Origin of the sequence: Aeromonas enteropelogenes, from assembly GCF_020097295.1 — a bacterium.
Lineage (GTDB): Bacteria > Pseudomonadota > Gammaproteobacteria > Enterobacterales > Aeromonadaceae > Aeromonas > Aeromonas enteropelogenes.
This window is the reverse complement of record NZ_CP083625.1, coordinates 1,357,501-1,382,503: the sequence shown is the minus strand read 5'-3', so window position 1 is coordinate 1,382,503 and position 25,003 is coordinate 1,357,501. Positions and strand designations below refer to the sequence as shown.

At 59.1% G+C, this 25,003-nt stretch carries 26 protein-coding genes (1 of these 26 cut by a window edge); 22 read left to right on the top strand and 4 right to left on the bottom strand.

Going from position 1 to position 25,003, the window contains the following annotated elements:
- Positions 1-89: 89 nt before the first annotated feature.
- From mnmG to glmU, 14 genes are all read left to right on the top strand, one after another.
- Positions 90-1,979: a tRNA uridine-5-carboxymethylaminomethyl(34) synthesis enzyme MnmG gene (gene mnmG / locus LA321_RS06525; protein ID WP_042073524.1), complete on the top strand. Its 1,890-nt coding sequence runs from the start codon at positions 90-92 to the stop codon at positions 1,977-1,979.
- 8 nt (positions 1,980-1,987) lie between these two features.
- Positions 1,988-2,614 carry a 16S rRNA (guanine(527)-N(7))-methyltransferase RsmG gene (rsmG, locus tag LA321_RS06520; RefSeq protein ID WP_042073499.1) on the top strand — a complete coding sequence of 209 codons (627 nt, stop codon included), beginning with the start codon at positions 1,988-1,990 and terminating at the stop codon, positions 2,612-2,614.
- Positions 2,615-2,640: 26 nt separating this feature from the next.
- A complete protein-coding gene (locus tag LA321_RS06515) occupies positions 2,641-3,444 on the top strand; it encodes a ParA family protein (RefSeq protein ID WP_026455863.1) in 804 nt (267 codons plus the stop codon).
- On the top strand, positions 3,441-4,349 hold the full coding sequence (locus LA321_RS06510; RefSeq protein WP_042025372.1) for a ParB/RepB/Spo0J family partition protein: 909 nt from the start codon (positions 3,441-3,443) through the stop codon (positions 4,347-4,349). Before LA321_RS06515 ends, LA321_RS06510 begins: the two co-directional genes overlap by 4 nt.
- A 190-nt stretch (positions 4,350-4,539) precedes the next feature.
- Positions 4,540-4,950, top strand: a complete 411-nt coding sequence (locus LA321_RS06505) for an ATP synthase subunit I (RefSeq protein ID WP_042025370.1) — start codon at positions 4,540-4,542, stop codon at positions 4,948-4,950.
- 8 nt (positions 4,951-4,958) lie between these two features.
- Positions 4,959-5,741 (top strand): F0F1 ATP synthase subunit A, encoded by a 783-nt coding sequence (atpB, locus tag LA321_RS06500; RefSeq protein ID WP_042025369.1) that lies wholly within the window; start codon positions 4,959-4,961, stop codon positions 5,739-5,741.
- 58 nt (positions 5,742-5,799) lie between these two features.
- The gene (atpE, locus tag LA321_RS06495) at positions 5,800-6,042 is read left to right on the top strand and encodes a F0F1 ATP synthase subunit C (RefSeq protein ID WP_005307205.1); all 243 of its coding nucleotides are present in this window, start codon (positions 5,800-5,802) and stop codon (positions 6,040-6,042) included.
- Between the two features lie 55 nt (positions 6,043-6,097).
- Positions 6,098-6,568, top strand: a complete 471-nt coding sequence (gene atpF, locus LA321_RS06490) for a F0F1 ATP synthase subunit B (protein ID WP_026455860.1) — start codon at positions 6,098-6,100, stop codon at positions 6,566-6,568.
- Positions 6,569-6,581: 13 nt separating this feature from the next.
- Positions 6,582-7,115: a F0F1 ATP synthase subunit delta gene (gene atpH, locus LA321_RS06485; protein WP_026455859.1), complete on the top strand. Its 534-nt coding sequence runs from the start codon at positions 6,582-6,584 to the stop codon at positions 7,113-7,115.
- A gap of 15 nt (positions 7,116-7,130) precedes the next feature.
- Positions 7,131-8,672 carry a F0F1 ATP synthase subunit alpha gene (gene atpA, locus LA321_RS06480; RefSeq protein WP_026455858.1) on the top strand — a complete coding sequence of 514 codons (1,542 nt, stop codon included), beginning with the start codon at positions 7,131-7,133 and terminating at the stop codon, positions 8,670-8,672.
- A 42-nt stretch (positions 8,673-8,714) separates the two neighbouring features.
- Positions 8,715-9,581, top strand: coding sequence for a F0F1 ATP synthase subunit gamma (gene atpG / locus LA321_RS06475; protein ID WP_026455857.1), 867 nt, complete (start codon positions 8,715-8,717; stop codon positions 9,579-9,581).
- Positions 9,582-9,614: 33 nt separating this feature from the next.
- Positions 9,615-11,003: a F0F1 ATP synthase subunit beta gene (gene atpD, locus LA321_RS06470; RefSeq protein ID WP_026455856.1), complete on the top strand. Its 1,389-nt coding sequence runs from the start codon at positions 9,615-9,617 to the stop codon at positions 11,001-11,003.
- Positions 11,004-11,021: 18 nt separating this feature from the next.
- On the top strand, positions 11,022-11,450 hold the full coding sequence (locus tag LA321_RS06465) for a F0F1 ATP synthase subunit epsilon (protein WP_026455855.1): 429 nt from the start codon (positions 11,022-11,024) through the stop codon (positions 11,448-11,450).
- 95 nt (positions 11,451-11,545) lie between these two features.
- Positions 11,546-12,907, top strand: coding sequence for a bifunctional UDP-N-acetylglucosamine diphosphorylase/glucosamine-1-phosphate N-acetyltransferase GlmU (glmU, locus tag LA321_RS06460; RefSeq protein ID WP_042073501.1), 1,362 nt, complete (start codon positions 11,546-11,548; stop codon positions 12,905-12,907).
- 51 nt (positions 12,908-12,958) lie between these two features.
- On the opposite strand, the gene creD is transcribed toward glmU, so the two are convergent.
- From creD to blrA, 3 genes are all read right to left on the bottom strand, one after another.
- Entirely contained in the window at positions 12,959-14,329 is a 1,371-nt protein-coding gene (creD, locus tag LA321_RS06455) for a cell envelope integrity protein CreD (RefSeq protein ID WP_042073502.1), read from the bottom strand.
- 145 nt (positions 14,330-14,474) lie between these two features.
- Positions 14,475-15,896 carry a beta-lactam sensor histidine kinase BlrB gene (gene blrB, locus LA321_RS06450; RefSeq protein WP_042073504.1) on the bottom strand — a complete coding sequence of 474 codons (1,422 nt, stop codon included), beginning with the start codon at positions 15,894-15,896 and terminating at the stop codon, positions 14,475-14,477.
- Between the two features lie 37 nt (positions 15,897-15,933).
- Positions 15,934-16,608 carry a beta-lactam response regulator transcription factor BlrA gene (gene blrA / locus LA321_RS06445; protein WP_042073505.1) on the bottom strand — a complete coding sequence of 225 codons (675 nt, stop codon included), beginning with the start codon at positions 16,606-16,608 and terminating at the stop codon, positions 15,934-15,936.
- A gap of 122 nt (positions 16,609-16,730) precedes the next feature.
- Between blrA and LA321_RS06440 the strand changes: the two genes are divergently transcribed.
- Both LA321_RS06440 and glmS read left to right on the top strand, forming a co-directional pair.
- Positions 16,731-17,504 (top strand): DeoR/GlpR family DNA-binding transcription regulator, encoded by a 774-nt coding sequence (locus LA321_RS06440; RefSeq protein ID WP_042073506.1) that lies wholly within the window; start codon positions 16,731-16,733, stop codon positions 17,502-17,504.
- A 57-nt stretch (positions 17,505-17,561) separates the two neighbouring features.
- Positions 17,562-19,394 carry a glutamine--fructose-6-phosphate transaminase (isomerizing) gene (gene glmS, locus LA321_RS06435; protein WP_042073507.1) on the top strand — a complete coding sequence of 611 codons (1,833 nt, stop codon included), beginning with the start codon at positions 17,562-17,564 and terminating at the stop codon, positions 19,392-19,394.
- 69 nt (positions 19,395-19,463) lie between these two features.
- Here the strand turns inward: glmS and LA321_RS06430 are convergent, their stop codons facing one another.
- A complete protein-coding gene (locus LA321_RS06430; protein WP_026456834.1) occupies positions 19,464-20,240 on the bottom strand; it encodes a helix-turn-helix transcriptional regulator in 777 nt (258 codons plus the stop codon).
- Between the two features lie 210 nt (positions 20,241-20,450).
- On the opposite strand from LA321_RS06430, the gene LA321_RS06425 reads away from it, so the two are divergent.
- The 6 genes in view from LA321_RS06425 to LA321_RS06400 are tightly spaced (at most 2 nt apart) and all read left to right on the top strand, a layout consistent with a single transcriptional unit that may run on beyond the window.
- Positions 20,451-21,212: a DUF3450 domain-containing protein gene (locus LA321_RS06425; RefSeq protein ID WP_042073508.1), complete on the top strand. Its 762-nt coding sequence runs from the start codon at positions 20,451-20,453 to the stop codon at positions 21,210-21,212.
- The gene (locus LA321_RS06420) at positions 21,209-22,516 is read left to right on the top strand and encodes a MotA/TolQ/ExbB proton channel family protein (RefSeq protein ID WP_042073510.1); all 1,308 of its coding nucleotides are present in this window, start codon (positions 21,209-21,211) and stop codon (positions 22,514-22,516) included. Before LA321_RS06425 ends, LA321_RS06420 begins: the two co-directional genes overlap by 4 nt.
- Positions 22,513-23,040: a MotA/TolQ/ExbB proton channel family protein gene (locus LA321_RS06415; protein WP_042073511.1), complete on the top strand. Its 528-nt coding sequence runs from the start codon at positions 22,513-22,515 to the stop codon at positions 23,038-23,040. The genes LA321_RS06420 and LA321_RS06415 overlap by 4 nt, the downstream gene beginning before the upstream one ends.
- A complete protein-coding gene (locus LA321_RS06410) occupies positions 23,037-23,438 on the top strand; it encodes an ExbD/TolR family protein (RefSeq protein WP_042073514.1) in 402 nt (133 codons plus the stop codon). Before LA321_RS06415 ends, LA321_RS06410 begins: the two co-directional genes overlap by 4 nt.
- Complete coding sequence (locus LA321_RS06405) at positions 23,435-24,097, top strand: energy transducer TonB (RefSeq protein WP_042073515.1); 663 nt, start codon at positions 23,435-23,437, stop codon at positions 24,095-24,097. The genes LA321_RS06410 and LA321_RS06405 overlap by 4 nt, the downstream gene beginning before the upstream one ends.
- Positions 24,098-24,099: 2 nt before the next feature.
- Positions 24,100-25,003, top strand: the 5' portion of a protein-coding gene (locus LA321_RS06400; RefSeq protein ID WP_042073516.1) for a hypothetical protein. It continues 275 nt past the right edge of the window; the window shows 904 of its 1,179 coding nt (coding positions 1-904); it begins with the start codon at positions 24,100-24,102; its stop codon lies off the right edge, out of view.

Below are 25,003 nucleotides of genomic sequence, written 5' to 3'. Positions count from 1 at the left end.
TCCCCTCAGGACGCTAAACAGATAGAATGATCCGCCCTTTTAGCCCAGGCAGAGAAAGATCTTCAGGCGTGCAGATCAAGGTGATCCCAATGCAATACCATGAACAATTTGATGTGATCGTCGTCGGTGGCGGTCATGCCGGAACAGAAGCAGCAACAGCGGCGGCCCGCATGGGCATGAATACCCTGCTGCTCACCCACAATATCGATACGCTGGGGCACATGTCCTGCAATCCGGCGATCGGCGGGATCGGCAAGGGACACCTGGTCAAGGAAGTTGACGCACTCGGCGGGATCATGGCTCGTGCCATCGATCTTGGCGGGATCCAGTTCCGCACCCTCAACTCTTCCAAGGGCCCGGCGGTACGCGCCACGCGCGCCCAGGCGGATCGTCTGCTCTACAAGGCGGTCGTGCGCCAGATGCTGGAGAACTACCCCAACCTGAAGATCTTCCAGCAGGCCTGTGACGATCTGATCATGGACGGGGATCGCGTCGCCGGTGTGGTGACCCAGAGCGGGATCCGCATCAGTGGCAAGACGGTGGTACTGACCGTCGGTACCTTCCTGAACGGTTTGATCCACATCGGGATGGAAAACTACAAGGGTGGTCGCGCCGGGGATCCTCCCTCGATCGCATTGGCCCAGCGCCTGCGTGAAATGCCGCTGCGCATCGATCGCCTCAAGACCGGCACTCCGCCTCGCATCGATGCCCGCAGCGTCGATTTTTCCGTGATGCAGGCGCAGCACGGTGACGATCCGCGTCCTGTGTTCTCCTTCATCGGAGATGCCAGCCAGCATCCGCGCCAGGTCCCCTGCTACGTCACCCACACCAACGAGCGTACCCACGACGTGATCCGCAACAATCTGGATCGCAGCCCCATGTACGCCGGAGTGATCGAAGGGATAGGCCCCCGTTACTGTCCCTCCATTGAGGACAAGATCACCCGGTTCGCTGACAAGACCGCGCACCAGATTTTCGTCGAGCCGGAAGGCCTGACTACCCATGAACTCTATCCGAACGGGATCTCCACCAGCCTGCCATTCGACGTGCAGGTGCAGATCGTCCGTTCGATCCGGGGCTTCGAGAACGCCCACATCACTCGCCCCGGCTATGCCATCGAGTACGATTTCTTCGATCCGCGGGATCTCAAGGCGAACATGGAGAGCAAATGCATCCCCAACCTGTTCTTCGCCGGCCAGATCAACGGGACGACCGGTTACGAAGAGGCGGCAGCCCAGGGCCTGATGGCCGGTCTGAACGCCGCCCTGCGTGCCCAGGACAAGGATCCCTGGCATCCGCGCCGGGATCAGGCCTACATGGGCGTGATGATGGACGATCTCTCCACCCTGGGCACCCGCGAACCCTATCGCATGTTCACCAGCCGCGCCGAATATCGCTTGCTGCTGCGGGAAGACAACGCCGATATCCGTCTGACCACCATCGGTCGTGAACTGGGTCTGGTCGACGACGAGCGCTGGAGCAAGTTCAACGCCAAGATGGAACAGGTGGAGCTGGAGCGTCAGCGCATGCGCTCGACCTGGATCCACCCGCAACATCCGTCACTGGAGGCGGTCAACGCCCTGGTCAACACCCCGTTGACTCGCGAGCAGAGCCTGGAAGAGCTGCTGCGTCGTCCCGAAGTAACCTACGATGCCCTGATGGCCATCGACGGGGTCGGTCCGGCCATCGTCGATCCGGCCGCCGCCGAACAGGTGGAGATCCAGATCAAGTACGCCGGTTACATCGAGCGCCAGCACGACGAGGTGGAGAAGCAGCTGCGCAACGAAAACACCCTGCTGCCGCTGGATCTCGACTACCGCGATGTGAACGGCCTCTCCAACGAGGTGAAAACCAAGCTGAACGATGCCAAGCCGCAGACCATTGGTCAGGCCTCCCGCATCTCGGGGATCACCCCGGCAGCCATCTCCATCCTGCTGGTTCACCTGAAAAAACACGGCCTGCTGCGTAAAACCGCCTGAGGAATACCATGTTGGAAAGATTGAACGGCCTGCTCATGCAGGCCGGAATTGTTATCACCGATACCCAAAAGAGCCAATTGGTGCAGCTGGTCGAGTTGCTGCACAAGTGGAACAAGGCTTACAATCTCACCTCGGTGCGTGATCCGGACGCCATGCTGGTCAAGCATATTCTCGACAGCCTGGTGGTGAGTCCCCACTTGCACGGGGAACGCTTCATCGACGTGGGCACTGGCCCCGGCTTGCCTGGCCTGCCGCTGGCGATCATCAATCCGGACAAGCAGTTCGTGCTGCTCGACAGTCTGGGCAAGCGGATCAACTTCATCCGCCAGGTCATTCTGGAGCTGGGGTTGACCAACGTCACGCCAGTCAAATCCCGGGTGGAAGAATATCAACCCGAACAGGGATTTGACGGTGTGCTCAGCCGGGCCTTCGCCTCGCTGGAAGACATGCTGAGCTGGTGTCACCATCTGCCGTCAGCACAGGGCAGCTTCCTGGCCCTCAAGGGACAATATCCCGAACAGGAGCTGGCCCAGTTGCCTGCCAATATCCGTCTGGTAGCCTGTCATGAGTTGCGGGTGCCGGAACTGGAAGGGGAACGTCACCTGCTGGAATTCAAACATATCCAGCCCGAATAGGGTCGCAGTATCAATTAGGGGATCGTGTGGGAAAAGTCATCGCCATAGCCAACCAGAAGGGTGGGGTGGGTAAAACCACCACTTGTGTGAACCTGGCCGCCTCCATGGCTGCCACCCGGCGCAAGGTGCTGGTGATCGATCTGGATCCGCAGGGCAATGCCACCATGGGCAGTGGTGTCGACAAGTACGATGTCGAGCGCACCGCCTATGAGCTGCTGATCGAAGATGCCCCCATCGGCGAGGTGATCATCCCCGAAACCACCGGGGGCTATCACCTCATCGCCGCCAACGCCGACGTTACGGCGGCCGAAATCCGTCTGATGGAGTTCTTCGCCCGCGAGATCCGCCTGCGCAACGCGCTGGCCTCGGTGCGGGACAAGTACGACTACGTCTTCATCGACTGTCCACCCTCTCTCAACATGCTGACAGTGAACGCCATGGCGGCCGCTGACTCGGTGCTGGTGCCCATGCAGTGCGAATATTACGCGCTGGAAGGGCTTACCGCCCTGGTCGATACCATCAGCAAGCTGGCGGCCGTGGTCAATCCGGATCTCAAGATCGAAGGGGTGCTGCGCACCATGTTCGATCACCGCAACCGGCTGGCCAATGATGTGTCCGATCAGCTAAAACAGCATTTCGGTGACCGAGTCTACCGCACCATCATCCCCCGCAACGTAAGACTGGCAGAGGCGCCGAGCTTCGGTGCCCCGGCCATGCACTATGACAAATCATCGGTGGGCGCCAAGGCCTACCTGGCGCTGGCCGGCGAGATACTGCGCCGCCAGGAACAGGAGCGTCAGGCGACCATCGCAGACCGAGAGAGCATATGACTCTGAAAAAACGTGGTCTGGGCAAGGGGCTGGATGCCCTGCTCAGTACCAGCACGGCTGCCCGCCAGAAACAGGTGATGAGCGATCAGCGCACCGAGCAGGCCATGGCCCCCGCCAACCAGGGGGAGCTGCGCAAGCTACCGGTGGAGTGGCTGCACTCCGGCAAGTACCAGCCGCGTAAGGATATGTCGCAGGATGCACTGGAAGAGCTGGCCAATTCCATCCGCGCCCAGGGGGTGATCCAGCCCATCGTGGTGCGCCCCGTCGCCGAAAAGTCTTTCGAAATCATCGCCGGTGAACGACGCTGGCGTGCCTCCCAACTGGCCCGTCTCGAAGTAGTTCCCTGTATCGTCAAGGATGTGCCCGACGAGTCGGCGGTGGCCATCGCCCTCATCGAGAACATCCAGCGCGAAGATCTCAATGCCATCGAAGAGGCGGTCGCCCTGCAGCGGCTGCTGACCGAGTTTGAACTCACCCACCAGCAGGTGGCCGAGGCGGTGGGCAAGTCTCGCACTACTGTGACCAACCTGCTGCGCCTCAACCAGCTTAACGATGACGTGAAGCGCTTCGTCGAACACGGCGATCTCGACATGGGCCATGCCCGTGCCCTGCTGGCCCTGAGCGGCCAGGCCCAGTCCGAGCTGGCCAAGCTGGTTGCCCAGAAAGGGTTGACCGTGCGGGATACCGAAAAACTGGTGCAAAAGGCGCTGGAGCCGGAAAAAGCCAGGGTGGAAACGGCACGCGATCCCCAGTTTGGCTACCTGGAACGCCAGCTGGCGGAAAAAATTGGTAATCAGGTACAACTTCAGCCTGGCAAGCGGGATAGCGGAAAGTTAGTAATTAGTTACGAGAACTTGTCCGATTTGGACCGTATATTGGGCTATTTTGGCGTGTCGGAATCGTGATTTTTACGCTTTTTGTAGTAATAAAACATCCATTCCTTTTGATATGTACATAACCTGAATTTAGCGCTGAAAGCCGCAAAAAATAAGGATTTTTGTCATATTGCAATAGCTGCCCTCAAGGGTATAATTTGACCGGCTTTAAGAGCTGTTAACATGGGGTCTTCGGATCCCGATTTTTTACAGTTCTGTAATGTTCAGGGGTACGTTGGTGAAGCAGAAAATAGCCTTGGAAGGTTTGACACTGGCCTTGGTTATGCTCGTTTGTCAGCTGGTCCTGATCCTGGCGATGAGTGCCGTCTGGTATTACCTGACTGGCGCCAGCGCTGGTTACTCCTCCCTCTATGGAGGGGGGATGTACTGGGTTCCTCAAGCCCTGTTTACGGTCTGGGTATTGCGCCGCAAGGTGGATGCCGAGAGTGTAGGCTTGGTCTTGCGGGACTTTTATGGTGGGGCAGGGATTAAGCTCATAACTACAACAGGACTCTTTGGCCTGCTGTTTGGTGCAGGTGTTGAAGTGCATGCCGCTTCGTTCTTCACCACTTATATCCTCGCCCTCGTTGTACAGTGGATGGTCTCATTCACACTTAACAACCACTATTAGGAAAACTCATGTCTGCAACCGGAGAAGTCCTGACTCCTCAGGGATATATCTCCCACCACTTGACCCACCTGCAAGTCGGGTCTGGGTTCTGGACAGTCAATATCGACTCAATGGTATTTTCTGTTCTGTTGGGCGCCCTGTTTATCTGGTTGTTCCGCCGTGTCGCCGTCAAGGCTACCAGCGGGGTACCGGGTAAGCTGCAGTGCTTTGTGGAGATGCTGGTCGAGTTTGTGAGTGGTAACGTCAAGGACATCTTTCATGGTCGAAACAAGGTCATCGCACCTTTGGCCCTGACGGTGTTTGTGTGGATCTTCCTGATGAACCTGATGGATCTGATCCCCGTTGACTTTATCCCCCACGCTGCACAATTGATGGGTATTCCCTATCTGCGTGTGGTTCCCTCTGCTGACGTTAACATCACCATGTCCATGGCTTTGGGCGTGTTCTTCTTGATTCTGTATTACAGCATCAAGGTCAAGGGAATCGGCGGGTTTGTGAAGGAGCTGACGCTTCAGCCTTTCAACCACCCGGCGGCCATCCCAGTTAACCTCATCCTGGAAACTGTTACGCTGATTTCCAAACCTGTTTCTCTGGGTCTTCGACTGTTCGGCAACATGTATGCTGGCGAACTGATCTTTATCCTGATTGCGGGTTTGTTACCCTGGTGGTCACAGTGGATTCTGTCCGTGCCTTGGGCAATCTTCCACATCCTGATCATCACTTTGCAGGCGTTTATTTTCATGGTTCTGACCATCGTGTATCTGTCGATGGCGCAGGAAGATCATGGTTGATGCAACTCAAATAATCCTTTTTATACAATCAATTACATCTTAATAAATGGAGATCCTCATGGAAAACTTGAACATGGACCTGCTGTACATCGCTGCTGCAATGATGATGGGTCTGGCTGCTATCGGTGCATCCATCGGTATCGGTATTCTGGGTGGTAAGTTCCTGGAAGGTGCTGCTCGTCAACCTGATCTGATCCCTGTTCTGCGTACCCAGTTCTTCATCGTAATGGGTCTGGTGGATGCGATTCCGATGATCGCCGTTGGTCTGGGTCTGTACGTGATGTTTGCGGTTGCTGGCTAAGTCGATACGACATCTCCAGGCATAACCCATTAACTAACTAAAGAGGACATCGGCTGTGAATATCAACGCCACCCTCCTCGGCCAAGCAATTGCTTTTTTCTTCTTCGTAGTGTTTTGCATGAAGTACGTATGGCCGCCGCTGATGGCTGCCATCGAAGCCCGTCAGAAAGCCATTGCTGACGGTCTCTCTTCTGCCGAACGAGCCAAGAAAGATCTGGATTTGGCCAAGGCCAACGCCGTCGATCAGCTGAAAGAAGCCAAGCTCCAGGCTGCTGAAATCATTGAACAGGCCAACAAACGCAAGGCCCAGATCATTGATGAAGCAACTGTCGGGGCCCAGGCCGAGCGGGAAAAAATCCTGGCTCAAGGCCGTGCCGAGATTGAAGCTGAACGTCATCGTGCCAAAGAAGAACTGCGCAAGCAGGTTGCAACTCTTGCCATCGCTGGTGCAGAGAAGATCCTGGCGCGCCAAATCGACCAGGCTGCCAACAGCGACATCGTCGACAAACTGGTAGCAGAACTGTAACGGGAACGGGGCTATGTCTGAACTGACTACAATCGCTCGCCCCTACGCCAAGGCTGCTTTCGAGTTTGCCGTTGAGCACAAGGCGGTTGATCAGTGGCTGGGGATGCTCAGCTTCGCGGCGGAAGTCGTGAAGAACGAGACCATCCACTCCCTGGTAAACGGCTCTGTGGCTGCCGAAGAACTGGCAAAACTGTTTGTCAGCATCTGCGGTGAGCAACTCGACGAGCATGGCCAGAACCTGATCCGGGTGATGGCTGAGAATGGTCGCTTGGGTGTGCTGCCGGCGGTCGTTGCCGAATTTGTGGTGCTCAAGGCTGAACTGGATAAAGAAGTTCAGGCTGACGTGATTTCGGCGATCGAACTGACCGACCAGCAGAAAGCCAATATTCAGGCTTCTCTGGAACAACGTCTCGCGCGCAAAGTGAAGCTGAATTGCAGCATTGATGCGTCCTTGATGGCCGGAGTGCTCATCAAGGCCGGTGATCTGGTTATCGACGGCACTGTCCGCGGCAAGCTGGATCGCATGGCTGACGCGCTGCAATCTTGATTGGGGTATTAGAGCATGCAACTGAATTCCACTGAAATCGCCGAGCTGATCAAGCAGCGCATTGCGCAGTTTGATGTAAAGAGCGAAGCGCGTAACGAAGGTACTATCGTCTCCGTGAGCGACGGTATCATTCGTATCCACGGCCTGGCCGATGCCATGCAGGGTGAGATGATCGAGCTGCCGGGTAACCGCTTCGCTCTGGCATTGAACCTGGAGCGTGACTCCGTTGGTGCCGTAGTAATGGGTCCCTACGCCGATCTGGCCGAAGGGATGAAAGTACAAGGTACTGGCCGCATCCTGGAAGTGCCGGTTGGTCGTGGTCTGTTGGGCCGGGTGGTCAACACCCTGGGTCAGCCTATCGACGGTAAAGGTCCGGTCGAGCACGATGGCTTCTCTCCGGTAGAAGTGATCGCCCCGGGCGTTATCGAGCGTAAGTCTGTTGACCAGCCTGTCCAGACCGGTCTGAAAGCGATCGACGCCATGATCCCTATCGGTCGTGGCCAGCGTGAGCTGATCATCGGTGACCGCCAGGTAGGTAAAACTGCCATCGCGATCGACACCATCATCAACCAGAAAGACTCCGGCATTAAGTGTGTCTACGTTGCGATCGGCCAGAAGGCCTCCACCATCGCCAACGTGGTGCGCAAGCTGGAAGAGCACGGCGCCCTGGCCAACACCATCGTGGTGGTGGCTTCTGCGTCCGAAGCGGCTGCCCTGCAATACCTGGCTCCGTACTCCGGTTGCTCCATGGGTGAATACTTCCGTGACCGCGGTGAAGATGCCCTGATCATTTACGATGACCTGTCCAAGCAGGCCGTTGCATATCGTCAGATCTCCCTGCTGCTGCGCCGTCCGCCAGGACGTGAAGCATTCCCGGGTGACGTTTTCTATCTGCACTCCCGTCTGCTCGAGCGTGCTGCTCGCGTCAACGAAGAGTACGTTGAGAAGTTCACCAAGGGTGAAGTGAAAGGCCAGACCGGTTCTCTGACCGCCCTGCCGATCATCGAAACCCAGGCCGGCGACGTTTCTGCGTTCGTACCGACCAACGTGATCTCCATCACCGATGGCCAGATCTTCCTGACTTCCCAGTCTTTCAACGCCGGTATTCGTCCTGCGGTTGACCCGGGTATCTCCGTGTCCCGTGTGGGTGGTGCTGCCCAGACCAAGATCGTCAAGAAGCTGTCCGGTGGTATCCGTACCGCGCTGGCCCAGTACCGCGAACTGGCCGCATTCGCCCAGTTCTCTTCCGACCTGGATGACGCGACTCGCAAGCAGCTGGACCACGGTCAGAAAGTGACCGAGCTGATGAAGCAGAAGCAGTACTCTCCGATGAGCGTGGCTCACCAGTCTCTGGTGCTGTTCGCTGCGGAAAAAGGCTATCTCTCCGATGTCGAACTGAACAAGATCCTCGACTTCGAAGCCGCTCTGCTCTCTTACGCCAATACCCAGCATGCCGAGCTGATGGCTGAAATCAATGCCAAGGCCGACTACAACGACGCGATCGTTGGCAAGCTGACTGCGTTGCTGGATAACTTCAAGGCAACCCAGACCTGGTAAGCGTGTGTGGCAGCGCAAGCTGCCACCTGATGGAGAGAAGAGATGGCCGGCGCAAAAGAGATACGTAACAAGATCGGGAGTGTGAAAAACACTCAGAAGATCACCAGCGCTATGGAAATGGTGGCAGCGAGCAAGATGCGCCGTGCGCAGGATCGCATGTCTGCCAGCCGTCCGTACGCTGAAACCATGCGCAAGGTGATCGGCCATATCGCTCAGGGGAACCTGGAATACAAGCACCCCTACCTCATCGAACGTGAGGTCAAGCGAGTGGGTTACATCGTCGTCTCCACCGACCGTGGCCTGTGTGGTGGTCTGAACATCAACCTGTTCAAGGCTGCCCTCAATGATATGAAGCAATGGAGCGCGAAAGGAGCCAAGGTTGACCTGGCCCTGATCGGCAACAAAGCCTCCAACTTCTTTGAACGGCACGGCGCCAAGGTGAAAGCTCACGTCGCAGGACTGGGCGATAACCCGAGCGTCAATGACCTGATTGGTTCAGTCAAGGTCATGCTGAAGGCTTACGACAACGGTGAGATTGACAGGCTGTATCTGGTGTACAACAAGTTCATCAACACCATGGTGCAGCAACCACGGGTCGATCAACTGCTGCCTTTGCCCGTAACTGAAGACAGCAAGCTGGTCAAGAAACACCACTGGGATTACCTCTATGAGCCGGATCCCAAGAAGCTGCTGGATACCCTGCTGGTTCGTTATGTCGAATCCCAGGTGTACCAGGGCGTAGTGGAAAACTTGGCCAGTGAACAGGCAGCCCGAATGGTTGCCATGCAAGCCGCGACTGACAACGCCGGCAACCTGATTAACGATCTGCAACTGGTATACAACAAGGCCCGTCAGGCCAGTATTACCCAGGAGCTCACAGAGATCGTTTCCGGTGCTGCTGCGGTGTAAGGCAAGGGTTATCAAAGGTTTAGAGGATTTGACATGAGTAACGGTTTCATCGTCCAAATCATCGGCGCTGTGGTGGACATCGAGTTCCCGCAGAATGCCGTGCCCCAGGTGTACGATGCTCTGAAGGTCGTCAGCGAAGGTCAAGGCCAGGGTCTGGTGCTGGAAGTTCAGCAGCAGATCGGTGGCGGCGTCGTTCGTTGCATCACCATGGGTTCCTCCGACGGTCTGCGTCGTGGGTTGGAAGTAATGAATAGCGGTAAATCCATTCAGGTTCCGGTCGGTACTGCGACCCTGGGTCGGATCATGAACGTACTGGGCGAGCCAATCGACGAGAAAGGCCCGATCGGTGAAGAAGAGAGCTGGTCCATCCACCGTGAGGCCCCCAGCTACGAAGATCAGTCCAACAGCACCGAGCTGCTGGAGACCGGCATCAAGGTTATCGACCTGGTATGTCCGTTCGCCAAGGGTGGTAAGGTCGGTCTGTTCGGTGGTGCCGGTGTAGGCAAAACCGTAAACATGATGGAACTGATCCGTAACATCGCGATCGAGCACAGCGGTTACTCCGTGTTCGCCGGTGTGGGTGAGCGTACCCGTGAGGGTAACGACTTCTACCACGAGATGATGGAGTCCAACGTACTGGACAAAGTATCTCTGGTTTACGGTCAGATGAACGAGCCGCCCGGAAACCGTCTGCGCGTGGCGCTGACCGGCCTGACCATGGCCGAGAAGTTCCGTGACGAAGGTCGTGACGTGCTGTTCTTCGTGGACAACATCTACCGTTACACCCTGGCCGGTACCGAAGTATCCGCACTGCTGGGCCGTATGCCCTCCGCAGTAGGTTACCAGCCGACCCTGGCCGAGGAGATGGGTGTTCTGCAAGAGCGCATCACCTCTACCAAGACCGGTTCCATCACCTCAGTACAGGCCGTTTACGTTCCTGCGGATGACTTGACTGACCCGTCTCCGGCGACCACCTTCGCCCACCTGGATGCGACCGTCGTACTGTCCCGTCAGATCGCGGCTCTGGGTATCTACCCGGCCGTTGACCCGCTGGACTCTACCTCCCGTCAGCTGGATCCGCTGGTGGTTGGCAAGGAGCACTACGAGACCGCTCGTGGCGTTCAGACCGTACTGCAGCGCTACAAGGAGCTGAAGGACATCATCGCCATCCTGGGTATGGATGAACTGTCAGAAGAAGACAAACTGACCGTAGCCCGTGCCCGTAAGATCGAGCGTTTCCTGTCCCAGCCGTTCTTCGTGGCAGAAGTGTTTACCGGTTCTCCGGGCAAATACGTGCCGCTGAAAGAGACCATCCGTGGTTTCCAGGGCATCCTGAAAGGCGAGTATGACGATCTGCCCGAGCAGGCGTTCTACATGGTTGGCGGTATCGACGAAGTCGTCGAGAAATCCAAGAAACTGTAAGCCTCGACTGGAGGGCCCATGGCAGAGATGATCTCCTTTCACCTGGACGTGGTGAGCGCCGAAGGAAAACTGTTTTCCGGTCGCGTGCAATCCGCTCAGGTAACAGGCTCCGAAGGTGAGTTGGGTCTCCGCCACGGTCATGCTCCGTTGCTGACTGCCATCAAGCCGGGCCTGGTCCGCTTGGTGAAGCAGAACGGAACTGAAGAGGTGCTGTACATCTCCGGCGGCATGCTGGAAGTACAACCTGAATCCGTGACCGTGCTGGCGGACACCGCGATTCGCGCCGACGATTTGGACGAGGCGAAAGCCCAGGAAGCCAAACGCGCGGCCGAGGAGCGGATCCACAGCTCCCATGGTGATATCGACTACGCCCAGGCCGCTACCGAGCTGGCCAAGGCGATGGCCCAACTGCGGGTCATCGATATCGTCAAAAAGAATTACCGCTGATAACGGTGATGCAAAAAGCGACCTTCGGGTCGCTTTTTTTTTGCCCGTTGGATAGACTCCGCCGGGTATTTCCACACAAGTTCAAGGTTGAAGCCATGTCTCTCAACGTCGTTATCCTGGCGGCGGGTAAAGGTACCCGCATGCGTTCTTCCCTGCCCAAGGTGTTGCACCCGGTGGCCAACAAACCCATGGTTTCCCACGTCATCGATACCGCCCGTCAGGTCGGCGCCGAGCAGCTGCATCTGGTCTATGGCCACGGTGCCGAGCTGCTGAAGGAGCGGATCCAGGCCGCCGATGTGAACTGGGTGCTGCAGACGCAGCAGTTGGGGACTGGCCATGCGGTGGCACAGGCCATCCCGTTCTGGAACGACGAAGATGACGTACTGGTGCTGTACGGCGACACCCCGCTGATCCAGCCCGAGACCCTGCAACGGCTGCTGGCCGCCAAGGTGGAGGGCGGCATGGCGCTGCTGACAGTGGTGCTGGACAACCCCACCGGTTACGGACGCATCGTGCGCGACAACGGCCAGGTGGTCGGTATCGTCGAGCAGAAAGATGCCAATGCCGAGCAGCTTGCTATTCGTGAAGTAAACACCGGCGTGCTGGTGGCGAGCGGCGCCCAGCTGCGCGGCTGGCTGTCCCGTCTGGACAACAAAAATGCCCAGGGTGAGTTCTACCTGACCGATGTCATCGCCATGGCCCATGCCGATGGTTGCCCCATCGCTGCCGTTCATCCGGAGCGTGCTGCGGAGGTGGAAGGGGCCAACAACCGGGTTCAGCTGGCGGCACTCGAGCGCAGCTATCAGCAGATGCAGGCCGAGAAGCTGATGATTGCCGGCGCCACCCTGATCGACCCCGCCCGTTTCGATCTGCGCGGCGAACTGGAAATCGGTGAAGAGGTGGTGATCGACGTCAACGTCATCATCGAAGGCAAGGTGACCCTGGGCAACCATGTGCGCATCGGTGCGGGAGCCGTGCTGAAGGATTGCGTGATCGGCGATCACACCGAGGTGAAGCCTTACTCCGTCATCGAGGGCGCCCAGGTGGCTGATCAATGCTCGGTCGGTCCGTTTGCCCGCCTGCGCCCGGGCGCGGTGCTGGAGCAGGACGCCCACGTCGGCAACTTCGTCGAGATGAAGAAGGCGCGGCTGGGTGTTGGTTCCAAGTGTGGTCATTTGACCTACCTGGGGGATGCCGAGATCGGTGCCAAGGTGAATATCGGTGCCGGTACCATCACCTGCAACTACGACGGGGTGAACAAGTTCCAGACCATTATCGAGGACGACGTCTTCGTCGGCTCCGACACCCAGCTGGTGGCGCCGGTGCGCATCGGCAAGGGGGCCACCCTGGGGGCCGGTTCTACAATCACCAAGGATGTGGCGGAGAACGAGCTGGTGATCACCCGGGTACCCCAGCGTCACATCAAGAACTGGGCTCGCCCGGTCAAGAAAAAGTGATGCCCGATCAATAAAATGCAACCGGCGCCTGATGGCGCCGGTTTTTTTGGCTTATGGCTGATGGCTGGTGTCACTCGTCGATGGGAGGGGGGCTGCCCATGTGGTGGTGGGGGAGTCATAGTCCATCACCTGATACCAGTCCAGCTTGCGGGTCAGTACCATGATCAGCGCCAGGATGGCGAACAACAGCAGGGCACCGAGCAGCAGGGCTATTTCTTCGGCCTGCAGCAGCCCGAACAGGATGGCGTAGACCAGCCCCAGCAGGGCCGCGAAGCCGATCCCCTGTCTGGGCCCACCCAGCACATGGCTGAGGTAGAAGCCGTTGAGGGCCACGCTGGCGAGGCCAGCGATCAGATAGGCCAGGGCAAAACCCAGATGTTCGGTCAGCGCCAGCAGTACCAGATAGAAGATGACCAAGCCCATGCCCACCAGGGCGTACTGGATCGGGTGTACCCGCAATCCCTTGAGCAGCTCGAACATGAAGAAGCTGAGGAAGGTGAGGCCGATAAACAGCAGGGCATACTTGGCGGCCCGTTCGTTCAGCTGATAGTGATCCACCGGTTGTACCAAGCTGACGCTGAAGGCGGGCAGCGGATCTCCTTCTCCCTTCATCATCCGGTTGAAGCGGCTCTCCATATCGGTGGCAAACCAGCTGCTCTGCCAACTGGCGTCGAACCCCTTTTCGGTGAGGGTGCGACTGGCCGGTAGAAAGTCGCCGATGAAGTTGGGATGGGGCCAGTTGCCGTTCAGATTCAGCTTGCTGTCCTGGCCGAGGGGCACCACCTCCAGCGCATTCATCCCCTGCAGATCCAGCTCGATATGAAAGATACCCTCGTCATCAGCCAAGGCTGGCAGCGGTGCATGGATGCCGGCCAGCTTGTCCCCGAGCCTGGCGCCAGGGGCAAACGGGATCCGCTGTTTGCCCAGTTGCAGCGCAGGCACACTGCTGATGCCGCGGGCATCGGATAGCACCAGGCTCAGATAAGGGTTGCCAGCCACCAGGGTGGGATCCGTGTCATCGAGATCCTGTGGTTTGTCGTCCTTCCCGGTTGGCAGACGTCCGGAGAGGGAGAGCCGGGTCTGATAAACCTGAGCCTGATAGATGCCGAGCTTGCGCGGGGTGACCGCCATGCCAGCCTGCACGTTCAGCTGTTCGGGCAGCCGATAACGGTAAAGCTGTTCGGTGCGTTCGAAACGCTTACCATCCTGCTCCACCGTGACGGTGCGGGTATAAGGCTGCACCAGGACGGGGCCGAGCAGGCGTTGCGGGCCGCTGCTGCTGGCCATGATGCTGTGAATAGCCTGACTGCGGTAGGCCTGGCGCTCCCAGTTCAGCTCCATGATGGAGTGCACCGGTACCATCAGCAGCAGGCTGAGCAACAGCAGCAGGACGATCTTGTGGCTGAATATCTGTTTGACCATGACACCTCTCCTTGTTGAATGGGGCGAGTGTGCCGTGCACGGGTGAAGGGGAGATGGGGCTGTGTGAAGCTACTGTGAAGGAAGACAAAAAAAACCGGTATCGGGCGCCGCTTTGCATGCGAAATACAAAGCGGCGGGAGCTCGGTCAGGCGAGTGGCAACCAGAGCTCGGCGCTGGCGCCTCCCTGCTGACGATTGACCAGTGTCAGGCGGCCACCATGCTGGTGGGCCACCTCATGGGCGAAGCTGAGGCCAAGGCCGCTGCTCTTGCCCCTGTCGGGACGAGGCAGGGAGTAGAAACGCTCGAAGATCCTGGGCAGGGCATAGTCAGGAATGCCCGGCCCCTGGTCGCAAACCCGAAAGCAATAGCCGCCATCCAGGCGGGTACCGCTCAGGGTCACCACCCCCTCGGCGGGGGAAAAGTCGATGGCATTGTCCAAGAGGTTACCAATCGCCTGCTCCACCAGCAGGGGATCCCACTTCTGTCTGGGAACGCTGGCCAGTTCGCCCACCAGCCTGACCTGGCGGCGGTGGGCGATGATCTGGCGGGCGTCGAGGGCGCGTTTGCCGAGGCTTGCCGGCTCCACCGGCTGGCGATCCAGCCCCTGCCCCGACTCCAGTCTGGCCAGTTGCAGCATGCGTTCAATCAGCTGCTGCATACGGGCCGTCTCCTGGTTGATGTTGCCGATGAAGCGGCTGGCCACCTCGGGGGGCGGTGTTTCGGCCAGGATCTCCCCAGCCCCGCGAATGGCGGCCAGCGGGCTCTTCAGCTCATGGGTCAGGGCATGTACGTAACGTTCGATATAGCGTTTGCCATCGAGCTGATGGCGCATGGTTTCCAGGGAATGACCGAGGCGATCCAGTTCGACCGTATGCAGCCGTGGCAAGGGCGCCACCTCCCCCTTGCTGACCGAATCGGCGTAGTGCACCAGTTTGCCGATGGAGCGGTTGAGCCACCACACCAGCAGGCTGCCGATCAGCAGGGAGACAAGCAGCATCTGACCCCCGGCGCGCAACAATTCCTGCTCCCCCCGTTTGATGGCTGGCATCAGGGTGCGGTTGGGTTTGGCGACGGTGAGGGAGCCGATAATGTTATCCCCATCCCGCAGGGGGGCCGCCACATGCATGGTCGAGCTGGCGGGATCATCGGGATCGGTGCGGGTGCTGCGGGCGCCATATTCGCCGCGCAGGGTCAGGTAGACGTCGTTCCAGCGGGAGTAGTCTTTGCCCAGATCCGTTCCGTCGGAGTCGTAAATCACTACGCCGTGTGCATCGGTCACATAGATGCGGTACTCGGCCTGTTGCTTGAGGTGACCGTCGATCAGGGCATTGATGGGCGTCTGGTTAAGTCGGGCAAAGGCACTGGCCAGTCGCCCGTTCATCATATTGCCCTCCTGCAAATCGTCGAGCGCCAGTGGCGCCAGCAGTTGGGTCATGTCCACCAAGGTATCTTCGGTGGCGCTGCGTACGCCAGGTTTGATCTCCTCGACGAAGATCTCCATCACGAACCAGGCGGCCAGTGCGAAGATCAGCAGCAGTCCGCACAGCAGTTGCAGCCCCAGTCTCATATCCGCTCCCTGTCTTGCCGCCGTTGCACTCTTGTTCTCATGCCAGCTCCAGGCTGTAGCCCAGTCCGCGATGGGTCAGGATCAGGTTGGCATCCGGGTCCTGATCTCGCAGCTTGGCGCGGATGGTCTTGATGTGGGTATCGACGGTGCGATCCAGGCTCTCCTCCGCATCTTGCCACACCAGATCCATCAGCTGCTGGCGCGAATAGACTCGCCCTGGTGACTGCATGAGCGTCTTGAGCAGCAGGTATTCGTAGCGGGTAAGTACCAGAGGCTGGCCATGAAAGTGAATGCGGGCCCGCTCTTCATCGAGAGTCAGGGCTGCACTCTGCTTGGGGGCCGTCGGCTGGCTGCGGCGCAGAATGACTCGCACCCGGGCGCATACCTCCCGTGGCGAGAAGGGCTTGGCCACATAGTCGTCGGCACCGATCTCCAGCCCAATCAGTCTGTCTATCTCCTCGCTGCGGGCAGTCAGAAACATCAGGGGCACATCGCTGCGGGCCCGAACCTGCTTGCACAACTCGAAGCCGCTGATGTCGGGCAGGCCCACATCCAGGATCAGAAAATCGGGTTGTACCTGTGCCAGCCGGGTCAGCAGTTGCTGGCCCAGCATGAACCACTCCACCTCGAACCCGTCGGTTTGCAGGGCATAGATCAGGGTATCGGCAATGCTGGCTTCATCTTCTACCAGCCAGATGAGTCGTTTTTGCATGGCATCCTCGTCGCAAGTCGGCACCCCATTCTGGCACCTAACCAAATTGGATCCTATTTGCTGTTTGATTTTTGCCAAAAAGGCACTAATATTTCGACATTCTTTCGAATCGAAACTTAAAGATGACTAAACGTAATACCCAGCAGCGTCGTCACACCATAGTGACACTGGTTAACGAACAGGGTGAGGTCAGTGTCGATGCCCTCGCCAAACACTTTTCCACCTCTGAAGTGACCATTCGCAAGGATCTGGCGGTGCTGGAAACCGGCGGCCTGCTGCTGCGCCGCTATGGCGGCGCCGTCCCTCTGCCGAGCGAGATGGTGGTGGAGTCCAATCCGGAGCAAGTTTCGAACCGAAAGATGTCAATCGCCCGTGCCGCCGCGGAGCGGATCCGCGATCACAACCGCGTCATCATCGACAGCGGCAGCACCACCAGCGCCATGATCCCGCTGCTCGGCAACAAGCGCGGCCTCATCGTCATGACCAACTCTCTCAACGTGGCCGGTGCCCTGCGCGAGCTGGAAAATGAGCCTACCCTGTTAATGACTGGAGGCACTTGGGACCCTCATTCCGAGTCCTTCCAGGGTCAGGTGGCGGAGCAGGTGCTGCGATCCTACGACTTCGACCAGCTGTTTATCGGCGCCGATGGCATAGACCCGGAACGCGGCACTACCACCTTCAACGAGCTGGTGGGGCTGTCGCGAGTGATGGCCGAGGTATCGCGGGAGGTGATCGTCATGGTCGAGTCCGAGAAGATTGGTCGCAAGATCCCCAATCTCGAGTTGCCCTGGTCAAGCATCCAGACCCTGGTGACCGATGACGGGCTGGCTGCCGAGGCCCGTGAATTGATTCAAGCCAAAGGGGTGACACTGATCTGTGCCCCTGTTGCAGGCTGATATTGAAGTCTGAATTATCCAAACGAACTTTCGTTTTTACGTCTCAAGGAGAAGTCTATGTGTGGCATCGTCGGGGCTGTTGCCCAGCGTGATGTGGCTGAAATCCTGGTCGAGGGGCTGCGCCGCCTCGAGTACCGCGGCTACGACTCGGCCGGGGTGGCCGTGTTCAGCGCCCAGCACCCCCTGCAGCGGGTGCGCCGCCTCGGCAAGGTGGCCGAGCTGGCCAAGGCCCTGGAAGAGCAGTCCGTGCACGGCGGCACCGGTATCGCCCACACCCGCTGGGCCACTCACGGCGAGCCCTCCGAGCGCAATGCCCACCCTCACGTCTCCGAGCATATTGTGGTGGTGCACAACGGCATCATCGAGAACCACGAGCCCCTGCGCGATCGCCTGAAGGAGCTAGGCTACGTCTTCACCTCCGACACCGACACCGAGGTGATCGCCCACCTGGTGCACCACGAGCTGAAAGAGGCGCCGAACCTGATCACCGCCATGCAAAAGGCGGTCAAGCAGCTGCGTGGCGCCTACGGTACCGTGGTGATGGATACTCGTGACGACAGCCGTCTGGTGGTGGCCCGCTCCGGCTCCCCTCTGGTGATCGGCCGCGGCATCGGCGAGAACTTCATCGCCTCCGACCAGCTGGCCCTGCTGCCGGTGACCCGCCGCTTCATCTTCCTGGAAGAGGGTGATGTTGCCGAGGTGACCCGCCGCGACGTGCAGGTGTTCGATATCGACGGCAAGCCGGTAGTACGCGAGGAGAAAGAGTCCGACATCTCCCACGATGCCGGTGACAAGGGCGAGTACCGTCACTACATGCTCAAGGAGATCCACGAGCAACCGGCCGCCATCAACCAGACCCTGGACGGGCGCCTGGGCATCGATCACGTGGTGGTCGAGTCCTTCGGCAACGGCGCGCGCGCCATCTTCGACAAGGTCGATCACATCCAGATCGTCGCCTGCGGCACCTCCTACCACTCCGGCATGGTGGCCCGCTACTGGTTCGAGTCCATCGCCGGTGTCTCCTGTGACGTGGAGATCGCCTCCGAGTTTCGCTATCGCAAGTCGGTGGTGCGTCCCAACAGCCTGCTCATCACCCTCTCCCAGAGCGGTGAGACCGCCGACACCCTGGCTGCCCTGCGTCTAGCCAAGGCCTCCGGCTACATGAGCTCGCTGGCCATCTGCAACGTGCCGGGGTCCTCCCTGGTGCGCGAGTCGGATCTGGCCTTCATGACCCGTGCCGGCGCCGAGATCGGCGTGGCCTCCACCAAGGCCTTCACCACCCAGCTGGCCGGCCTGCTGATGCTGGTGGCCGCCATCGGCCGCTGCCGCGGCAACCTGGACGCCGCCGCCGAGGCCGCCCTGGTCAAGTCCCTGCAGGCGCTGCCCCAGCGCATCAAGGAGAGCCTGTCGCTCGCCAAGCAGATCGAGACCCTGGCCGAGGAGTTCGCCGACAAGCACCACAGCCTGTTCCTGGGCCGTGGCGATCAGTACCCCATCGCCATGGAAGGGGCGCTCAAGCTCAAGGAGATCTCCTACATCCACGCCGAGGCCTATGCTGCCGGTGAGCTCAAGCACGGCCCGTTGGCCCTGATCGATGCCGAGATGCCCATCATCGTGGTGGCGCCGAACAACGACCTGTTGGAGAAGCTCAAGTCCAACGTGGAAGAGGTGCGCGCCCGCGGCGGTATCCTCTATGTCTTCGCGGACGCCGAGACCGGCTTCAAGAGCGACGAGACCATGCGGGTGATGAACCTCAACCATATGGAAGAGGTGATCGCGCCCATCGTCTATACCGTGCCGCTGCAGCTGCTCTCCTACTACGTGGCCCTGATCAAGGGCACCGACGTGGATCAGCCGCGTAACCTGGCCAAATCCGTGACCGTGGAATAAGCCATTGCCACGAATGAAAAAAGAGCCGCATAGCGGCTCTTTTTTATTGGCTGTGTTGTCAGGCAGGTGTCATGACAGCCGCAGGTTGGTGATGGTCACCTCATCCAGTGAGGGCACTATGATGCCGCTGGTGATCCCCTTGGCGATGGCCTGACTGCGGTTCTTCGAGTCGGTCTTGTTGGTGACCTGGGTGAGGTGGAAGTTCACGGTCCGCTCGCTGATACCAAGGATGGTGGCGATCTCCCAGGAGGTCTTGCCCTCGCTGGCCCAGAACAGGCACTCCTTCTCCCGATCGGAGAGCTCGGTCAGGTATCTCATCAGGTCCGGCCGGCTTTTGATCAATTGCAGTGCCGAATTGAAGATGTAACTGGCACAGAAAGAGAGCAGGGGAACGTTTTCAAACATCAGGTCGGAATTGGATTTGTCCTTGGTGATGAATGAGAGGATGCCATGTTCCCCCTGCGGGGTGTGCAGCGGGAAGGAGACGCCGTTGCGCACCCCGAAGTCCGCCGCCAGGTTCATCACATCCCGGCTGGCACTGGGTAACCAGGGAGAGTCGCAATCTAGCTTGTTCCAGAAGATCGGCTGGGTCTGCTTCAATCCCAGATAGACGACCGGATCCTGGGTCAGATACTGATTCTCGCTGTAGGCATCGAACCAGCTGGTCGGGCAGTTGTTGAAAAGTGCCACGTGGGATTTTTGCATGCTGATGGGGAAAATAATCAGCAGCCGGAAGTAATCAAAGCCCATCTGATGACTAAAACGCTCCAGCAGTTGCTGGATGTCGCTGGTTTTGGTGGCCTTGGTGAACTGGTCTATGTGTTCCCAGATCGCATCGTTGAGCATGACTTTCTCCTCTCTCGACCAGCTATCCGTCTGACCGAAAAGATTTTTCTAGTTATTTATAATTTTTGAGATGGCATCCAATGCCATTATTCCGTGCGTGTTTAAAAATTATCCTGTTTTTTGCCGTCGAAGGCCAAGGAAATCCTCTGATTGATACTGCCCCCACTCTCTGAGACAATGAGAATAGTTATCATTGTTAAGAATTATATCATGCACAAGTATTGGGGTTTGGCCCTGTTGCCATTAACAGTTCACTTCGCCGCCAGTGCCGATGATCTGGTTGCGCCCTCCCTGAAAAACAGCATCGCAGCCGGAAAAGCCTCCCAGCAGCGGGTGGAAAAAGCCGCCGATGCGGCCGTCGCCGCCCGACTGGAGCTGCAAAATGCCCAGCTGCAACTGCGGGATCTGGAAGCCTACAACCGCTACATGCAGTCTTTGGTGGCCGATCAGCAAAATGAGCTGGACAAGCTCACCCGCCAGCTGGATGCGGTACAAGAGACCCGTCAGGGCCTGATCCCCCTGATGCTGCAGATGCAGGCCGAGCTGGAACAACTGGTGCAAGAGGATATTCCGCTGCGCAAGGAAGAGCGTGTGGCGCGAGTCGAACAGTTGAAAGCCACCATGGCCAGAGCCGATGTGAGCGAGGCCGAGAAGTTTCGCCAGCTGCTGCAGGCCTACCAGATCGAAGCCGAATATGGCAGCCGGATGGACAGCTACTCCACCGAAATCGCCCTGGACGGTGCCTCGCGCCGGGTCGATGTACTGGCGGTAGGCCGCGTGGCCCTGCTGGCCATGACTGCGGATCGCAGCCAGGCCTGGCGCTGGTCTGTCGAGAACAAACAGTGGCAAGCCCTCGATGGCCAGTGGCTTTCCCCCATTGCCGATGCCCTGGATATCGCGGCCGACAAGAAGGTACCGCAATTGTTGAATGTCCCCCTGTCTGTCAGCCGTAGTCAGGAGGCCCAATCATGAGAGTCGCCATGAAGTGGTTTCCCCTTGTTATAGCCCTCTCCCTCGGGACCAATGCCGCCATTGCCAATGATGAGTGGCAACAGCAGGAACAGGCGCGCGAGCAGCAGGCACAACAGGATCTGGCGGCAGTTTCCGGCGAATTGAATCGCGCCCGTGCCAGGCTGGAGGAAGCCCAGAACCTCAGCAAGCAGCTGGCCAGCCTGTTTGACAGCAATGAAAAACAGCTGGTCGAACTCAACGGCCAGTGGGAGCAAGCCTCCGGTGACATGAACGAGATCTTCGCGGTTGTCCGCCAGGGAGCTGGTGAGGCGGTCAAGCTGCTCTCCGAATCGGCAGTGCAGGGACAATATCCGGATCGCCTTGCTCCTCTGAAAGCCATGGCACAAGACAAGGATGTGCCGGATCGCGCCGCCCTCGCCTTGTTGCCAGCGACCTTGCTACAGGAGATCCGTGAATCGGGTCGGGTAGCCCAGTTCAACGGCAAGGTGCTCGACGCTCAGGGAAATGCCAGCGCGCAATCGCTGAGCCGGCTAGGCAGCTTTGCCCTGTTTGGCGATACGGGCTTCCTGCAACCGACCGCAGAGGGGCTGAGCCCGGTGCTGGGTCTGCCTGGCAACGTACACTCCGAGCTGGCGTCTTATCAGGGTCAGGAGGGAGAAGCGCTGCCGCTGGATCCTTCCCACGGCACCTTGCTCGAAATGCTGGCCCAGACTCCAACCTTCTGGCAGAAGGTTCTGCAGGGGGGACAGGTTGGCGGCATTATCGTGCTGCTGGCCCTCATCGGCCTTGGCATCGCTGCGGTACGGCTGTGGACACTGACCCGCGAGCTGACCCTGGTGCGTCGCCAGCTCAAGCAGGGTGAATACCATGCCGACAATGCCCTTGGCCGGGTACTGACGGTGGCGGATCAGCATCCCGAACTGAGCATGGAAACGCTGGAGCTGCGTCTCGATGAGGCGATCCTGCAGGAGACACCCCGTCTTGAGCGCGGTATCGGCATGGTCAAGGTGATCGCGGCCATCGCCCCCATGTTGGGTCTGCTCGGTACCGTGACCGGGATGATCGGTACCTTCCAGGCCATCACCCAGTTTGGTACCGGTGATCCCAAGATCATGGCCGGTGGCATCTCCATGGCCCTGGTCACCACGGTACAGGGGCTGGTGGCGGCCATTCCGCTGATCCTGGCCCACAGTTTGCTGCAATCCCGTTTCAGCGAACTATCCAATGTGCTGGAGCAACAGGTGGCCGGCATTCTGGCAGAACGTGCCGAGAGCAATCTGCAAGGGATGGAGCGAGCGGCATGATGTTCGACATCTGGCAGCAGCTGCAGAGTTTCATGGGGCGAGGTGGCCCCGTGCTCTGGGTCATTCTGGCCCTGCTGGTGCTGATGTGGATTCTGATGATCGAGCGGCTGCTCTACCTCAGTCTGGGTTTTGGCCCACTGCAGCACCAGCTGTTCACTCGCTGGCAGGCGCGCAGCGAGCGCCATAGCTGGTATGCCAGGGCCATTCGCGGCCGCTGGCTGGCCCAGGCTGAGCTTGCACTCAACCGACATCTGATCTTCATCCGCACCCTGGTTGTGCTCTGCCCCATGCTGGGTCTGCTCGGCACAGTGACCGGCATGATAGGCGTATTCGATGCGTTGGCTGCGGCCAACCGCTTTAACCCGGAGAGCATGGCGGGCGGGATCTCACGCGCCACCATTCCCACCATGGCCGGCATGGTGGTGGCCCTCTCCGGCGTGTTGTTACTCAGTCGGCTCGAGAGCCAGGCCAAGCGTGCGCTGGCCAAGACCCGGGACGGCCTGCGAGAAGAGAAAATACAATGAGACGGCAATCCAAACGCCAGCGTGATGAAGTGCAGATCGACATGACCCCCATGCTGGATATCGTGTTCATCATGCTGATCTTCTTTATTGTCACCACCTCCTTCGTGCGCGAAGCCGGGCTGGAGGTGCACAGACCCCAGGCCAACCAGGCCAAGGCACAGAAATCCTCCAGCATCATGTTGGCGATCGGCGCCCAGGGGCAGATTTTCCTCGACCGCAAGCAGATCGACGTGGAGCGGGTGCAGGTCAGCATCGCCCGCCTATTGGCGGAGCAGCCCGATGCCAGCCTGGTGATCCAGGCCGACGAACGGGTGCCTCATGGCAAGGTGGTGCGGGTGATGGATGAGGCCAAAGCGGCGGGCATCGTCAACATCGCCGTGGCGGTGGCGCCGAAATGAAATACAAGCTGATGAGCCTGGGACTGGGGGTCGCCCTCAGTCTGGCGATCCTGCTGTTTATGGCCACTCTGGTGGAGCCCCCCAAGGGGGAGAAGATGGCGCGCGAACAAAAGCCCATCGTCATCAACATGCAAAATGAGGTGACCGAGGTGCAGGTGCGCGAGCGTCCCGTTCCCCAGGAACCAGAACCCTTGCCGGAGCCCCCTGCTGTCCTGGCATCCACCCCCTTGCCTCTTCCTGCCGCAGCCCCCCTGCCTGCGGTGCAACCCAGCCTGGATCTGGTCTCCAGCCTCAGTGCGGTACAGGTCTCAGCCCCTGGCGTCGCGACCAGCCCCACTCCGGTCGCGAGCGGCAACTTCCATGGCCAGCAACAGGGCGCCGGGATCGGTGCCGGTGACATGCTGATGCCGTTGCAACGAGTAGAACCTGTTTATCCCTACCGTGCCCAGCAGGCGGGGATAGAAGGCTCCGTCACCTTGCGCTTCAGCGTCGATGCCGAGGGACGGGTGCAGGATGTGGAAGTGGTCGAGGCCAAGCCAAAGCGGCAGTTCGAACGGGCGGCCATTCAGGCGATCAACAAGTGGCGCTATCAGCCAAGGCCCGGCGCCAGCGACAAGCTGGTGCAAGTCATCACGCTCAAATTCAAACTGGAGTCATAACCATGTTGCGGATCTGGATCTGTCTGCTGGCCCTGGTCAGCCAAGCCTGTCTGGCGATGGAGGTGAGCCCACACTTCTCTCGCCAGCTTGAACCCGTGATGAAGCTCTATCAATCCGGCCAGTGGCAACAGGCCCAGGGCAAGGCGGCCGGACTCAAACCTGGCACAGATATAGAACGTGCCTGGCTGGCCCAGCTGCAGGCATCGCTCGCAGCAAACCTGCAGCAGACCGCGCAGGCGAGTCGCTATGTAGAACAAGCTCTGGCCTATAAAGAGTGGCCAGAGCAGCAACAGCTCGAGCTGCTGCGACTGCGCGGTGATATCCAGGCCCAGCAATCCAACTGGTCCGGTGCCATCGCCAGCTACAAGGCGGCGCTGGCCATCAAGGCCGACGATGCTCTTCGCCTGCGTCTTGCCGGCCTCTACTACCACAACAAGCAATACGGCGAGGCGGCCAGCCAGAGCGAACAACTGCTTAGAAAGAGTTGGCAGAAGCAGGCAGCCATCATTCGTCTCTCAGCTCTCACCGCGCTGCAGCGTTACGGGGTTGCTGCCGATCAGGCCGCAGAGCTGATCCGCCATGAACCACAAGAGAGCAAGTGGTGGCAACAGGCGGTGTCGCTCAACCTCTCCGCTAAGCGCGGCGATCAGGCGCTGGCCTTGTTGCAGACAGCTATCGATAAAAAACTGATGGATGATGCCGCAGCCCGCAACCAGTTGATCCGTCTCTATGCCTGGCAAGGATTGCCTTATCGTGGTGCCCGGCTGCTGGAGGCGGCCATGGCGAAAGGACAGATGAAGCAAGGCGCCGAAAACCAGCAACTGCTGGCTCAGCTGTGGGAAGGGGCCCGAGAGTGGCCAAAGGCTGTCGATAGCTGGCAGCTGCTGGCCAAACAGCACGCCAGGC